This is a genomic window from Streptomyces sp. NBC_01283 (assembly GCF_041435335.1).
Lineage (GTDB): Bacteria > Actinomycetota > Actinomycetes > Streptomycetales > Streptomycetaceae > Streptomyces.
This window is the reverse complement of record NZ_CP108430.1, coordinates 3672159-3685804: the sequence shown is the minus strand read 5'-3', so window position 1 is coordinate 3685804 and position 13646 is coordinate 3672159. Positions and strand designations below refer to the sequence as shown.

Annotated in this window: 12 protein-coding genes; 10 read left to right on the top strand and 2 right to left on the bottom strand. The window is 69.5% G+C overall.

What is annotated here, in order from left to right:
• Together OG302_RS16620 and OG302_RS16615 are read left to right on the top strand one after the other, a co-directional pair.
• Positions 1-411, top strand: a complete 411-nt coding sequence (locus tag OG302_RS16620; protein ID WP_361055398.1) for a RidA family protein — start codon at positions 1-3, stop codon at positions 409-411.
• 129 nt (positions 412-540) lie between these two features.
• Positions 541-2034 carry a GntP family permease gene (locus tag OG302_RS16615; protein WP_371527514.1) on the top strand — a complete coding sequence of 498 codons (1494 nt, stop codon included), beginning with the start codon at positions 541-543 and terminating at the stop codon, positions 2032-2034.
• A 76-nt stretch (positions 2035-2110) separates the two neighbouring features.
• On the opposite strand, the gene OG302_RS16610 is transcribed toward OG302_RS16615, so the two are convergent.
• Positions 2111-3451 carry a M14 family metallopeptidase gene (locus OG302_RS16610; RefSeq protein ID WP_371527513.1) on the bottom strand — a complete coding sequence of 447 codons (1341 nt, stop codon included), beginning with the start codon at positions 3449-3451 and terminating at the stop codon, positions 2111-2113.
• A 175-nt stretch (positions 3452-3626) separates the two neighbouring features.
• Here OG302_RS16610 and OG302_RS16605 point away from each other — a divergent pair, with 175 nt between their 5' ends.
• Positions 3627-4967, top strand: a complete 1341-nt coding sequence (locus tag OG302_RS16605) for an Nramp family divalent metal transporter (protein WP_371527512.1) — start codon at positions 3627-3629, stop codon at positions 4965-4967.
• Positions 4968-5069: 102 nt separating this feature from the next.
• Here the strand turns inward: OG302_RS16605 and OG302_RS16600 are convergent, their stop codons facing one another.
• Entirely contained in the window at positions 5070-6038 is a 969-nt protein-coding gene (locus OG302_RS16600; RefSeq protein ID WP_371750139.1) for a chitinase, read from the bottom strand.
• 299 nt (positions 6039-6337) lie between these two features.
• Here OG302_RS16600 and OG302_RS16595 point away from each other — a divergent pair, with 299 nt between their 5' ends.
• From OG302_RS16595 to OG302_RS16565, 7 genes are all read left to right on the top strand, one after another.
• Positions 6338-7243, top strand: coding sequence for a hypothetical protein (locus tag OG302_RS16595; RefSeq protein WP_371527511.1), 906 nt, complete (start codon positions 6338-6340; stop codon positions 7241-7243).
• Positions 7244-7393: 150 nt separating this feature from the next.
• On the top strand, positions 7394-8113 hold the full coding sequence (gene cpaB, locus OG302_RS16590) for a Flp pilus assembly protein CpaB (protein WP_371527510.1): 720 nt from the start codon (positions 7394-7396) through the stop codon (positions 8111-8113).
• A gap of 178 nt (positions 8114-8291) precedes the next feature.
• Complete coding sequence (locus tag OG302_RS16585) at positions 8292-9911, top strand: CpaE family protein (RefSeq protein WP_371527509.1); 1620 nt, start codon at positions 8292-8294, stop codon at positions 9909-9911.
• A 148-nt stretch (positions 9912-10059) separates the two neighbouring features.
• Complete coding sequence (locus tag OG302_RS16580) at positions 10060-10389, top strand: TadE/TadG family type IV pilus assembly protein (RefSeq protein WP_361832951.1); 330 nt, start codon at positions 10060-10062, stop codon at positions 10387-10389.
• A 9-nt stretch (positions 10390-10398) separates the two neighbouring features.
• The gene (locus OG302_RS16575) at positions 10399-11757 is read left to right on the top strand and encodes a CpaF family protein (RefSeq protein ID WP_371527508.1); all 1359 of its coding nucleotides are present in this window, start codon (positions 10399-10401) and stop codon (positions 11755-11757) included.
• The gene (locus OG302_RS16570; RefSeq protein WP_371527507.1) at positions 11757-12701 is read left to right on the top strand and encodes a type II secretion system F family protein; all 945 of its coding nucleotides are present in this window, start codon (positions 11757-11759) and stop codon (positions 12699-12701) included. The genes OG302_RS16575 and OG302_RS16570 overlap by 1 nt, the downstream gene beginning before the upstream one ends.
• Before the next feature lie 25 nt (positions 12702-12726).
• Entirely contained in the window at positions 12727-13602 is an 876-nt protein-coding gene (locus OG302_RS16565) for a DUF5936 domain-containing protein (protein ID WP_371750138.1), read from the top strand.
• Positions 13603-13646 lie beyond the last annotated feature (44 nt).

Below are 13646 nucleotides of genomic sequence, written 5' to 3'. Positions count from 1 at the left end.
ATGACCGAGAAGACCGCGCTCACCCCGGCCACCCACACCACCCCGCCCGCGAAGTTCTCCCACGGCGTCAAGAAGGGCAACATCCTTCAGGTCGCCGGTCAGGTCGGCTTCCTGCCCGCCGAGGAGGGCAAGGCCCCCACCCCCGCGGGCCCCACCCTGCGCGAGCAGACCCTCCAGACGTTCGCCAACGTCAAGGCGATCCTCGAAGAGGGCGGCGCGACCTGGGACGACGTGATGATGATGCGCGTCTACCTCACGGACGTGGACCACTTCGCCGAGATGAACGAGATCTACAACGCCTACTTCGAGGAGCAGGGCCTCAAGGCCCCCGCCTCGGCCCGCACCACGGTCTACGTGGGCCTGCCCAAGGGGCTGCTCATCGAGATCGACGCGCTCGCCGTCCTGAGCTGACGCAGCCCGTCCCCTGATCCACCCTCCGCAAGCCGCAAGTCTTCACGGCGCGGCGCCCAACTCCCCCCTTCGGGCGCCGCGCCGTGATCCCCCCTGCCCCGAAAGCCCCATGCACTTACGAGGTCAAAGATGTCCCCGTCGTCCCCCTTCGCCGCGCTCGCGGCCGCCGCCCCCGCCGAGGAACCACCCCACACGGGCGGAATCCTCACCCTGATCGACGGCACCGCCGGTCTGCTGACCGTCGCCGCGCTCGGCATCGTGCTGCTCCTCTTCCTGATCATCAAGATCAGGCTGCAGCCCTTCGTGGCGCTGCTCGCGGTCTCCATAGTCGTCGGCCTCTCGGCCGGCCTCTCCGTCACCGAACTCTTCGGCACGGTCCAGAAGTCCGACGCGGTCTCGGTCATCGAGTCCGGCATGGGCGGCATCCTCGGCCATGTGGCGATCATCATCGGCCTCGGTACGATGCTCGGCGCGATCCTCGAAGTCTCGGGCGGCGCAGAGGTGTTGGCCTCCCGCCTGCTCGGCCTCTTCGGTGAGAAGCGCGCCCCCCTGGCGATGGGCCTGACGGGCCTCATCTTCGGCATCCCGGTCTTCTTCGACGTCGGCATCTTCGTCCTCGCGCCGATCGTGTACGCCGCCGCCAAGCGCTCCGGCAAGTCGATCCTGCTCTACTGCCTGCCCCTGCTCGCGGGTCTGTCGATGACCCACGCGTTCCTGCCCCCGCACCCCGGCCCGGTGGCCGCGGCCGGTCTGCTCCACGTGGACCTCGGCTGGGTCATCCTGATGGGCATCGTCTGCGGCATCCCCGCCGTCATCGCCGCCTGGGTCTACTCCGCCTGGATCGGCAAGCGCATCTTCGTGCCCGTCCCGCAGGACATGGTCGAGGCCGCCGACGAGGCGCGCCAGGCCGTCGTCGCCGAGCAGCGTGCGGCCGGAGTCGAGCCGCGCGAGAAGCCGGTGCCGCTGGGCATGGTCTTCGCGATCATCGGAACGCCGCTGTTCCTGATCCTCCTCGCGACCTTCTCGTCGATCGCCTTCGACCCCTCGACCCTCCGCTCGGTGATCGAGTTCTTCGGCAGCCCCTTCGTGGCCCTGACGATCGCGCTGCTCATGGCGTACTACCTGCTGGGCATCCGGCGCGGCTGGTCGCGCAAGTCCCTGGAGACGGTCTCGACCTCGTCCCTCAAGCCGGTCGGCAACATCCTCCTGGTGGTCGGCGCCGGCGGCATCTTCGGCGCGGTCCTCAAGGCGAGCGGTGTGGCCAAGGCCCTCTCGGACACCTTCCAGGACGTGGGCCTGCCGATCATCGTCCTCGCCTACCTGCTCTCCCTGGTCCTTCGCGTCGCCCAGGGCTCGGCGACGGTGGCGATCGTGACGACGGCGGGCATCGTGGCCCCCCTCCTCGCCGAGGGCGACCACTCGCAGGCGTTCGTCGCCCTGGTCATCATGGCGATCTCGGCGGGCTCGATCTTCGCCTCGCACGTCAATGACGGCGGTTTCTGGATGGTGGCGAAGTACTTCGGCATCTCGGAACGGGACACGCTCAAGACGTGGACGGTGCTTGAGTCGGTGCTTTCGGTGGCCGGATTCGCGGTGGCAGCCGTGGTCAGCCTGTTCGTCTAGCGGCTCTGCCGTACATGAGGGCGCCCCGGCCGCTGCGGCCGGGGCGCCCTTGTGCGTGGAGGCTGGCGCGGGCGCCTCAACTCGTGCAGTACTGGCCCTCCTTCCCGATGGACCGGTACATGCAGTCGGCGTTCTCCAGCAGTTGCAGCACCGCGTCCCTGTTGCGTGACGTCTCGCGCTCGATCACCTCGTCGGGCGGGTAGAAGCCGCCGCCGCCCGACCTCGGGTACATCTCGAAGGTGTAGCTGAAGATCTTCTGGTTGCCCCACAGCCAGTCGTCGATCGTGCCGTCCGTGATGTAGAGGTCACTGGACTGCTCGGGGGTGTAGCCGTTGCTCGCGGCCATCTTGGTGCCGACGGCCGCGTGTGCGTCGCGGTCGTCCTGGGTCAGGCCGGGGGCCGTGTCGTTGTACGTGAAGCCGTAGGGCCACAGGACCAGTTCGCTGTACGTGTGGAAGTCGATGCCGGCCTTGATCTGCTGCTTGCCGCCGACGATCCGGCTGCGCACGAAGTCCGCGACGACCTTCACCTCGGGGGCGGACTCGCCCGCCTTGCCCCGGTACGTCTCCGAGCCGGTGGAGCCCGAAGAGCCGCCGCAGCAGCCCCACTTGTAGTTCCAGTTGCGGTTCAGGTCGGTGCCGACGTTCGACGAACCGCTGTTGGGCTGGCGGTTCTTGCGCCAGCTGCGGTAGGAGCCGGTCGCGATGTCGTACTCGCCGCCGTCCGGGTTCATGTCCGGCACGATCCAGATCTCGCGCTCGTCGACCATCTTCTTGATGCGCGCGTCCGTGCCGTAGTCGTCGCCGAGTTCACGCAGCAGGTACAGCGCCATCTCGACGGTCAGGTGCTCGCGGGCGTGCTGGTGGTGGGTGAAGAGGACCTCGGGCTCGGCCTCGTCGGTACCGACGTTGTCGCTGACCTTGATGGCGATGATGTCCCGGCCCGAGTAGGACTTGCCGATGACCTTCTTGCTCATCAGGGTCGGATGGGCCGCGATGCGCTGATCGATCTCCGCGTTCATCTCGGCATAGTTGTGGTACTTCGCGTCGGCGGGCGGGAAGTCCTTGGCCTCCACCGGTTCGCCGTTCGTACGCTTCGGCGGTCCGGCCAGGGCCTTGAGGTCGTAGCCGGAGTCCCGGAGCCCGGCCGCCTCGCGGCCGTCGGCCGAGACGACCACCGAGCGGGCGTCGACCTCGTCGATGGCGACGCCGGTGCGGGCGAGCGCGGTGCGCGCGGCGCGATTGTCGCCGATCTGGATCTCGTACTGGCGCGTTTCGTTGTCGTCCGCCGCCGTGTCGCGCGCGGCGGTCCGGTCGGCGGAGTCGGGTGAGGCGTTGGCGGTGATGGGCGCCGCCACGGCGAGGGCGAGAAGAACCGCGATGGCGGTGGATCTCCTGCCGCGTATGCGAAGTCGCATGAAGTCTCCTGGGGGGTGGGGGTGGTCCAGTGCGACGCGTGCGGTGCGAGGTGCGGGGTGCGAGGTGCGCGGTGCGGGTTGCGCGGCCCCATCGTGGAGTCCTGGCATGCTCCGGTCAATGCTGTCTTCGGCCAACCCCTTGTGTCACGCGCGCCCATGCGGTTTCTTGATCGGCATGGCTGAAACGACAGGCAGTGGCACTGCCACGGGAGATGCGGCTCCCCGGCTCCGCAAGGCGAGCTGGAAGTACGTCGGCCCCGGCATCGTCGTCGCCGCGACCGGCGTCGGCGCGGGCGACCTGGTCGCGACGCTCATCGCGGGCAGCAAATTCGGCTACACGCTCATGTGGGCCGCAATCATCGGCTGTCTGGTGAAGATCTCGCTCGCCGAGGCGACGGGCCGCTGGCACCTCGCCACCGGACGCACCCTGTTCGAGGGCTGGCGCAGCCTCGGCCAGTGGACCACCTGGTACTTCGCGATCTACGTCGTCATCTGGGGCTTTGTCTACGGCGCCACGGCGATGTCGTCGAGCGCCCTGCCGCTCGTCGCGCTCTTCCCAGACGGTCCGAGCCTGAAGGCCTGGGCGATCCTCTGCGGCCTGCTCGGGCTCGCCTTCGTCTGGTTCAACCGGTACGCCGTCTTCGAGAAGGTCATGACGGTCGTCATCGGGATGAAGTTCCTGATCGTCGTGTACGTCGCCATCCGCGTCGCCCCCGACCTCGGCAACGCCTTCGCGGGCCTCGCGCCGGTGCTGCCCGACGGTTCGCTGCTCTACACGCTCGGTCTGATCGGCGGTGTCGGCGGCACCATCACCATGGCCGCGTACGGGTACTGGGTGAACTCCAAGGGCTGGACCGACATCAGCTGGCTCAAGGTCATGCGGCTCGACAACCGCGTCGCCTACATCACCACGGGCATCTTCGTCGTCGCGATGATGATCATCGGTGCCGAGCTCCTGCACTCCACGAACATCGCCCTCACCTCCGGTGACCGGGGCCTCATCGACCTCGGCAACGTTCTGGAGGACAAGTTCGGAGCGGTCACCGCGAACCTCTTCCTGATCGGCTTCTTCGCCACGTCCTTCGGGGCCCTGATGGGCGTGTGGCACGGCGTGAGTCTGATGTTCGCGGACTTCGTGGAGCGGCTGCGGCGCGAGCGCGCCGGAGCTGGTGCCTCCGATGCCGAGGTGGTCGCCGAAGGCGGTGACGACATGGTCAAGGAGGTCGCGGCGGGCCACCGGGAGAAGTCGGTGCCGTTCCGGGCGTATCTGCTGTGGCTCACCTTCCCGCCGATGGGCCTGCTCTTCCTTGACCAGCCGTTCGGCCTGGTCGTCGCCTATGGAGTGCTCGGCGCGTTCTTCATGCCGTTCCTCGCGCTCACGCTGCTCTGGTTGCTCAACTCCTCGCGCACACCCAAGGAATGGCGCAACGGCATGCTGAGCAACGGAATGCTCGCGGCGGCCGGTCTGCTCTTCCTCGTCCTGTGCGTGCAGCAGGTGCGCGACCTTCCCTGGTAGCTCTAGCTCCCGCACCTGTACCCGCACCTGTACCTGTATGCGTGGAGAACAGCAGCGCCGCCGGGGGAGCGGCGGCGCTGCTGTTCTGTGCGGGGCCGCCGGTTACGGCAGTCCGTGGACGTGCGGTCCGACCGCCTTGGACCAGGAACCTCCTTCACTGGCGTCCCAGTTGGTCGACCAGGTCATCGCACCCCGGATGTCCGGGTACGTCTTGGACGGCTTGAAGGAACCGCAACTGGAGCCCTTCGCGAGGCAGTCGAGGGCCTGGTTCACGACGGACGGCGATACGTAGCCGCCGCCCGCGGCCTTCGCCGATGCCGGTACGCCTATGCCGACCTGCGAGGGATCGAGGCCGCCCTCCAGCTGGATGCAGGCGAGCGCGGTGAGGAAGTCGACCGAGCCCTGGCTGTAGACCTTGCCGTCGCAGCCCAGCATCGAACCGCTGTTGTAGTACTGCATGTTGACGACCGTGAGGATGTCCTTCACCGCGAGCGCCGTCTTGAAGTACTCGTTCGACGTCGACTGCATGTCGATCGTCTGCGGCGCCATGGTCAGCACGAACCCCGGACCGGCCTTGCCGGAGAGGGACTTCAGCGCCTGGGACATGTACGTCGAGTCGAGCCCGTTCTCCAGGTCGATGTCGACGCCGTCGAAGCCGTACTCCTGCATGAGCGCGTACGCCGAGTCCGCGAAGGCGGTCGCGGACGCGGAGTCGCTGACCGCCACCGCGCCCTTCTCGCCCCCGACCGAGAGGATCACGGACTTGCCGGCTGCCTGCTTGGCCTTGATGTCGGCCTTGAACTGCTCGACGGTGTACCCGCCGAGCCCGGCCGAGTCCAGGTTGAACGCCAGCTCGCCCGGCGTGGCGGTCGCGTCCGCGAACGAGACCGCGATGATGTCGTATTCGTCCTGTACGTCGCCCAGCTTCTGGACCGTGGCGCCGTTGTCGAAGTTCTGCCAGTAGCCGGTCACCGCGTGCTTGGGCACGGTGCGGGTGCCGGCGGTGGCGTCGTCGGCGCCGCCGGTGAGCAGGCCGGTGAGCGCGAGGGCGAGTGCCGTGGTCAGACCGATGACAGACCCTGCCTTCCTGCGTGTCCTGCGTGCCCGGCTTGTTCTGGCGCGTGCGTGGTCCACTTCTGCCTCCGGTGGGGGGAGTTGGGGCATGCGGAGAGCTCTCGCGGGGTCGTGCTGCCTGGTCCAGTGGTCGTACAAGCTGGTCCAGACCAATTGAGTTGTCAATACCTCTGGCGCCACCCGGACCCCGCCAGTCCGGCCAACCTCAATGTGAACAGTGGGAAGTTGGGTGTTGAGGTGGCGCTGACCTGGATAAGGTGCTGAGGCAGAAGTGCTTGAAGACCGGGGGTGTGCGCATGCCGACCGCCATAGCCGTCACCGGCCCTGACCTGGTGCTGCCGTCGCCCGACCGGCACACCCCATCGGCGGCCGTCCTGCAGAGCGCGGTCCAGTCACCACGGACGTACTCCCTGGACCAGGCGCTCACCGAGATGCACACGCTCATCGAGCACCACGGCTATGTGATCGTCCTCTGCCCGGCATCGGCGCCGCCCGCCCTCGTTCAGCGCATGCACGCGATCCGCTCCGTCCTGGAGAGCGACCGCATCGCGATCCTCCGCCCGGACCTGCCGCCGCTCGGCCTCGCGGTCCTCGCGCTGCAGCTCCGCCAGCTGTCGATCTGCGACTTCAGCCCCGGCGTCCTCGCGTCGGCGGGACGGCTCCTGTCCCACTACATCTACGCGGGCGCGCTGCTCGGCTCCGTGGCGAAGCTGGACCGGGTGCCGGTCACGCTGCAGTCGCACGCCAAGTCATGGGTGCCGGGCGCCCAGTTCGCCGTCCTCGCCACGCCGCGCCCCGAGCTGGTCAAGGTCACGGGGGACGCGACGCTGCCAGGACCCGGCTTCGGCACGAAGCTGCTGTACGCCACCGGGCAGCTGGGGTCCGACTGGGTGACCGGGACGCTCGCCCCGGCCTGGCGGTCCCAGGAGGTGTCGGAGGCGCGCCTTCCGGGGGAGTCCGCGCGCTGGTGGGCGACGGGCAAGATCGTCGAGTTCGCCGCGGCGATCCCCGACATCTCCGTGCTCTACCAACTGGTGTCGTCCGTCCGGCGGGACGACTGCCACTGGTGCGGTCTCGAACTCATCGGCGACCGCTGCGGCTTCTGCGCCGCACCACTCCTGCCGCCCCCCGAACGCTCGGCGCCCGCCGCGGCCCCGGGTCCGGCCCGGGTGCTGCGGGCGCTGCCGAGAGGCGCGACGTAGGACAGGGTCCGCCCCCCCGCGTCGTACGCGACCGCTCGCACTTGCTCTTTCCCGCACCTACCTGCTCGCCCCTGAAGTCAACTGAATCGAACGCGCGCCACTCCGCTCACTGTCCGTAGCCGCCCGCACCCGATCGAGGTAGTCCGGTCCATGAACTCACGCCAGCGCCGCGGCGTCATCCTGCTGGTCCTGTCGGTCCTGGCCGCGTTCGGCGCGTTCGCGGGCGTCCTCTCGCTGATCCGGGACGTGAACTCGAAGGTGGGGCCGGAGGTGACGGCGTACAAGCTCAAGGGGGACATCGCCCCCTACAAGGAGCTCAGCGCGGACCAGTTCGAGAAGGTCGAGATGCCGGAGCGGTGGCTTTCGGACAACGCGGTCACCGACCTCCGCCAGGTGCGCGGCAAGATCGCGGTGACCGAGCTGCGCAAGGGGTCGCTGCTCCAGACGGACATGATCGTCAATCGTCCTGAACTGGAGCCGGGGCAGCAGGAGATCGCCATCATGATCGACGCGGCGACGGGCGTCGCGGGCAAGATCACGCCGGGCTCGACGGTCAACATCTACGCCACCTTCAAGGGCGAGACCGACAAGGCCAAGGACCAGTCGAAGGTCATCGTCGAGTCCGCGAAGGTGATCGACGTGGGCAAGCTGACGGCGCTCGACCCGGACCAGGACGACCGCGGCGGCAATCGCCGGCGTACGGCGACCGAGGCGGTGCCGATCACGTTCGCGCTCGACACGGCGAACGCGCAGCGCGTCGCGTACGCGGAGTCGTTCGCCACGCATGTGCGGCTCGCCCTGGTCGGCCAGGGCGGGGACAGCGCGATTCCGCGGGGCGACCGCACGTACACACTCGACGAGGACAAGTAGGGGGCCTGCGGATGTGCTGCACGTCTGAACCGCCGCTTCTCGCTCCCGCCGTGGGCGGCCGTCCAGGGCCCCCGGTGCGCGGCGGATTCCTTGCTCCCGCAGTGGGCGACAGCCCCGGGCCGCTGCTGCCCGGCGGATCTCTCCCGCCCACCCGCCCGACCGCCCGACGGGGTGACGCATGACGACCCGCATCCTCCCCGCCGTAGGGGACCTGGAGGCCGCCCGCGCGCTCTCGACGCTCGTCGGACAGCTTCCGGACGCCGAACCCGCCCTCCCCGTCGCGGACTCCACCGCACTGCTCGACACCCTGGCGAGGCTCGCCGCCGAGTCGCTGGACGAGCTGCCCGAAGTCGTCCTCATCCACGAGCGCATCAGCCCCGTACCCGCCCTGGACCTGATCCGCGACCTCGTCCTGCGCTTTCCGGCGGTCGGCGTCGTCCTGATCACCGCCGACACGAGCCCGGCCCTGCTGACCGCCGCGATGGACTCCGGCGCGCGCGGCATCGTCGGCTTCCCCCTCGCCTACGACCCACTCGCCGAGCGGGTGCACGCGGCGGCCGCCTGGTCCGCCGGGATGCGCAGGCACCTGGGCAGCGCGGGCGTGGAGCTCTACGCCGGTCCGGGGGAGGCCCCGGGCGGCGGCCACGTCGTGGCGGTGAGCGGGGCCAAGGGAGGCGTGGGCACGACCCTCGCCACCGTCCAACTCGCCCTCGCGGCAAAGGCGTCCGGCCGCACCGTCGCCCTCCTCGACCTGGACCTGCAGGCCGGCGACGTCTCCTCGTACCTGGACGTCCAGTTCCGCCGCTCCATCGCCGACCTCGCGTCGATCACCGACATCACGCCCCGCGTCCTCCAGGACGCCGTCTACACCCACGAGACCGGCATCGGCCTCCTCCTGGCCCCCAGCGAGGGCGAGCGGGGCGAGGAGATCACCGACCGGGTGGCCCGCCAGACGCTCAGCGCCCTGCGCAGCCGCTACGACGTCGTGCTGGTCGACTGCGGGACGTACGTCACCGGGGCGAGCGCCGCCGCCATCGAACTCGCCGACCAGGCGATCCTCCTCGTCACCCCGGACGTCGTCTCCGTACGCGCCGCCAAGCGCATGGTGCGCCTGTGGGACCGGCTCCAGATCCGCAAGGCGGAGGAGACGCTCACGGTGGTCAACCGCCACGGAAAGGGCGCGGACATCCAGCCCTCCCTGGTGGAACGGGTGACGGGAACGAAGGTGGCCCGTACGACCGTCCCCGCGAACTTCAAGGAGCTGCAGGGCGCGGTCGACGCGGGCCGCATGCAGGACCTGGACAGCAAATCCACGGTGAAGCAGGCCCTGTGGGCGCTGGCGGGCGAGCTGGGCCTGGTGGACCCCGAGGCGGCGTCCGGCGCCACCAAGCGGGGCGCGCTGAACCTCCGCAAGCGGGTCGGTGGCGACCGGGGCGCGGTCACCCTGGAGTTCGCCGGGATGTTCCCGCTGCTGCTCGCCGTGATGGGCCTCCTGTGGCAGTGCGCGCTGTACGGATACACGTTCTCCCTCGCGGGCAACGCGGCGGACGAGGCGGCGCGGGCGGCGACGGCCGCGTACGCCGTGGGCGAGGGCGGGGCGGCGGCCTGCGAGGCCGCCGCGAAGGAGCATCTGCCGTCGGCGTGGCAGGGCGCGGACGTGGCCTGCACGGACGAGGGGACGGTCTGGAAGGCCCACGTGGACGCGGACGTCCCGCTGTTCTTCCCCGGGATCGACGCGGGGTGGAACGTGAGCGGGGAGGCGGGGGCGGCGAAGGAGGGTGAGGACGGTGAGGGGTGACCCGGCAGCCTTGCGTACCGTCGATCACCGGCTCCGCCGAGTTCGTCCTCAAACGCCGGACGGGCTGGATCGTCCCCGTAGGCGGCGAGGTCCGAACAGGCGGCAGGGTCCAAGCAGGAAGCACACCTTCGACGACCGAGGCGTATCCATGCTGGAGTTCGCCGGCTTCCTCCCCATCCTGCTCCTCATCGGCCTGGCCACGATCCAGCTGGGCCTCGTCGGCTACGCCGTCAACCAGGCCGGTTCAGGCGCGCGTGCGGCGGCCCGCGTCGCCTCGCAGGGCGAGGGCGGCGAGGCCGCGGGCATGGCGGCCATGGACGGCAGCCTCGACGCCCAGGTCGCCATCAGCGGCGGCGGCGCCACGACGACGGCGGACGTCACCGTCCAGGTCCCCACGCTCCTGCCCTTCGTGGACGCAGGCTGGTCCGTCACGAAGTCGGCCACGATGCCCAACGACGAAGACGAAGAGGGGAGCTGAGAGAAGAAGATGAGCCTCCGCGACCGCGTGGCGACCGCGCACGACCACAGCAAGGACAACGGCCCCAGCCGCGACGACAGCCTCGTGGCCGTCTACCGCTCCAAGCTCCTGGAAGAGATCGACCTCGCCGAGATGTCGTCCCTGACGGCGGCCGACCGCCGCGTCCGTCTCGAACGCGTCATGGGCCACATCATCAGCCGCGAAGGCCCCGTCCTCTCGACCTCCGAGCGCTCCCAGCTCATCCGCCGCGTGGTGGACGAGGCCCTCGGACTCGGCGTACTCGAACCACTCCTCGCCGACGCCTCCATCACGGAAATCATGGTGAACGGCCCGGACTCGATCTTCGTGGAGCGGGCGGGCCGGGTCGAACAGCTCCCCCTCCGCTTCGCCTCGAACGACCAGCTGATGCAGACCATCGAACGCATCGTCTCCACGGTCAACCGCCGCGTCGACGAGTCGAACCCGATGGTCGACGCCCGCCTCCCCACCGGCGAGCGGGTGAACGTGATCATCCCGCCGCTGGCCCTCACCGGCGCGACGCTCACCATCCGCCGCTTCCCCCGCGCGTACACGCTGCACGAGCTCATCGGCCTCGGCTCGCTCGACGAGCACATGCTGCTCCTGCTCTCCGCCTTCGTGCGGGCCCGCTTCAACATCATCGTCAGCGGCGGCACGGGCTCCGGAAAGACGACGCTCCTCAACGCGCTCTCCGGCCTCCTCCCCAGCCACGAACGCATCATCACCATCGAGGACTCGGCGGAACTGCAACTCCAGCAGGACCACGTGATCCGCCTCGAATCCCGCCCCCCGAACGTCGAGGGAAAGGGCCAGATCACCATCCGCGACCTGGTCCGCAACAGCCTCCGTATGCGCCCCGACCGCATCATCGTCGGTGAGGTCCGAGGCGGCGAAACGCTCGACATGCTGCAAGCCATGTCGACGGGCCACGACGGCTCCCTCGCCACGGTCCACGCGAACACGGCGGAGGACGCCCTGATGCGGCTGCAGACCCTCGGCTCGATGTCGGAGGTCCAGATCCCCTTCGAGGCACTGAAGGACCAGATCAACTCGGCGGTCGACGTGGTCGTCCAGCTCGCCCGGCACGCGGACGGCTCCCGCAAGATCGCCGAGATCGTCCTGCTCGTCTCGCACGGCCGCGAACAGTTCCGCATCGCCCCGGCGACCCGCTTCGTGCCGCACCAGCCGGGCGGCGGCGGCCTGGACCGCCGCGTGCACGGCTACTTCGAACACCTGCCGCTGCCACGCTCCGTCGCCGAGCGGCTGTACGTGGCGGGCGAACCGGTGCCGCCCGGTTTCGGCGTGGCCCAGGCCATCGACGTACTGAACACGAGAGAGGCGATCGGCTGATGGAGAACCAGGCCGCCCTCCTGGCCCTCGGCGCCACGATCCTGACCGGCACGCTCGCCGTCGCGGGAATCCACGCGTACGCGTCGGGCCGTGCCCAGCGCCAGGCGCTGGTCGACCGCCTGTCGATCGGCCCCGGCACGGGCGACACCGGCGGTCGCGGCCGGCGCTTCTCGTCCGTGGACCGCCGCCTGCGCCGCACCCGCCTCGGCCGCGCCATCCACCTGCGCCTGTCGGCGACGGGACTCGACCTGACGGCGGGCGAGTTCTTCGTCTACGTCGTGGCGGTCGTCGCCGCGCTCTGGCTGATGGCGGCGGCCACCCTGGCCCCCTTCTTCGGCCCGATCGCGGGCATCGTGGCGGTCTGGAGCGCGGTGGTGTTCCTCAACTGGCAACGTCAGAAGCGCATCGAGGCCTTCATCAACCAACTCCCCGACGTGGCACGCATCCTGGCGAATGCAACGGCGGCCGGCCTGGCGCTGCGTACGTCGCTGGCGATGGCGGCGGAGGAGCTGGAGGCCCCGGCGGGCGAGGAACTGTCCATGGTGGCGGACCAGTTGACGCTGGGCAGATCGATCGACGACACGCTGGGCGAACTGGCGGCACGCCTGCCATCCCGCGAACTCATAGTCCTGGTGACGACCCTGGTCCTCTCCAACAAGGCGGGCGGTTCGGTGGTCAACTCCCTCCGAAACCTCACGCAGACGCTGGAGGACCGCAAGGAGACCCGCCGGGAGGTGCGCACCATGCTCTCGGAGGTCCACGCGACGGCGTTCACGGTGCCGCTCCTGGGCCTCGGCTCGCTGCTGCTCATCAACTCCTCCAACGAGGGCGCGCTGGCCCGGGTGACAGGTTCACCGATGGGCCAGACGCTGATCCTGATCGCGCTGGGCCTGTACGCCGTGGGCTTCTTCGTGATCAGGCGCCTCGGCAAGATCGAAGTGTAGGGAGCGGGACGTGTTCGGTCTGGCGATGGCGGCCGTGATGGGCCTCGCGGTGGCGGGGGTCTGTCAGGGCATCCGCATGTACCGGGCGGAGGCGAAACTCCCCTCGGACCTGGCGATAGCCCTGGAGGTCGGCGCCACGCGCGTCTCCACGGCGGGCTCGGCGGTGGACCGCCTTGGCATCCGCTTCGCCCCCTACGTCCTGCGCCTGATGGGCCCGAAACGGGTGGACGCCAAGCGCCGCAAGATAGACATGGCGGGCAACCCGGGCGGCCTGACGATCGACCGCTATGCGGCGCGACGGGCGGTGTACGGCATCTTCGGCCTGCTCATGGGCCTGATCTTCCTCACGAACGGCTCCTCGCTCTTCGGCCTGCTCACCTTCGCCTTCGGCGTGACGGCGGCGGACGCGCTGATCTGGCAGGCGATACGGGAACGGCGCGAGGTCATCGACCGCACACTGCCGGACTTCCTCGACGTACTGGCGGTGGTGGTGTCGGCGGGCCTCGGCTTCCGCCAGGCGCTGGACCGCGTCGCGGAGCGCTACGAGGGCCCCTGGGCGGACGAACTGCGCATCACCCTGCGCCAGATGGACATGGGCGTGAGCCGCCGCCAGGCCTTCGACGAGCTGCGCCGCAGGAACGCCTCGGAGCAGGTCTCGCAATTCGTCTCGGCACTACAACAAGGCGAGGAGCTGGGCTCCCCCATCGCGGACACGCTGATCCAACTGGCCACGGACATGCGCCGTACGGACGCCCAGAACTCCCGCCGCAGGGCGGCGAAGACGATCCCCAAGGCGACCATGGTGACGCTGGTCTTCATGCTTCCGGCCACGATGATTCTGATCGCGGCAGGGATGTTCCTGGGTTCGGGTTCCGACTTCGGCTCCATCCTGGGGAAGTGAGGGTGCGGTGAACGGTGCGGTGCGCCTGGCGGCGGGAGCCGGTA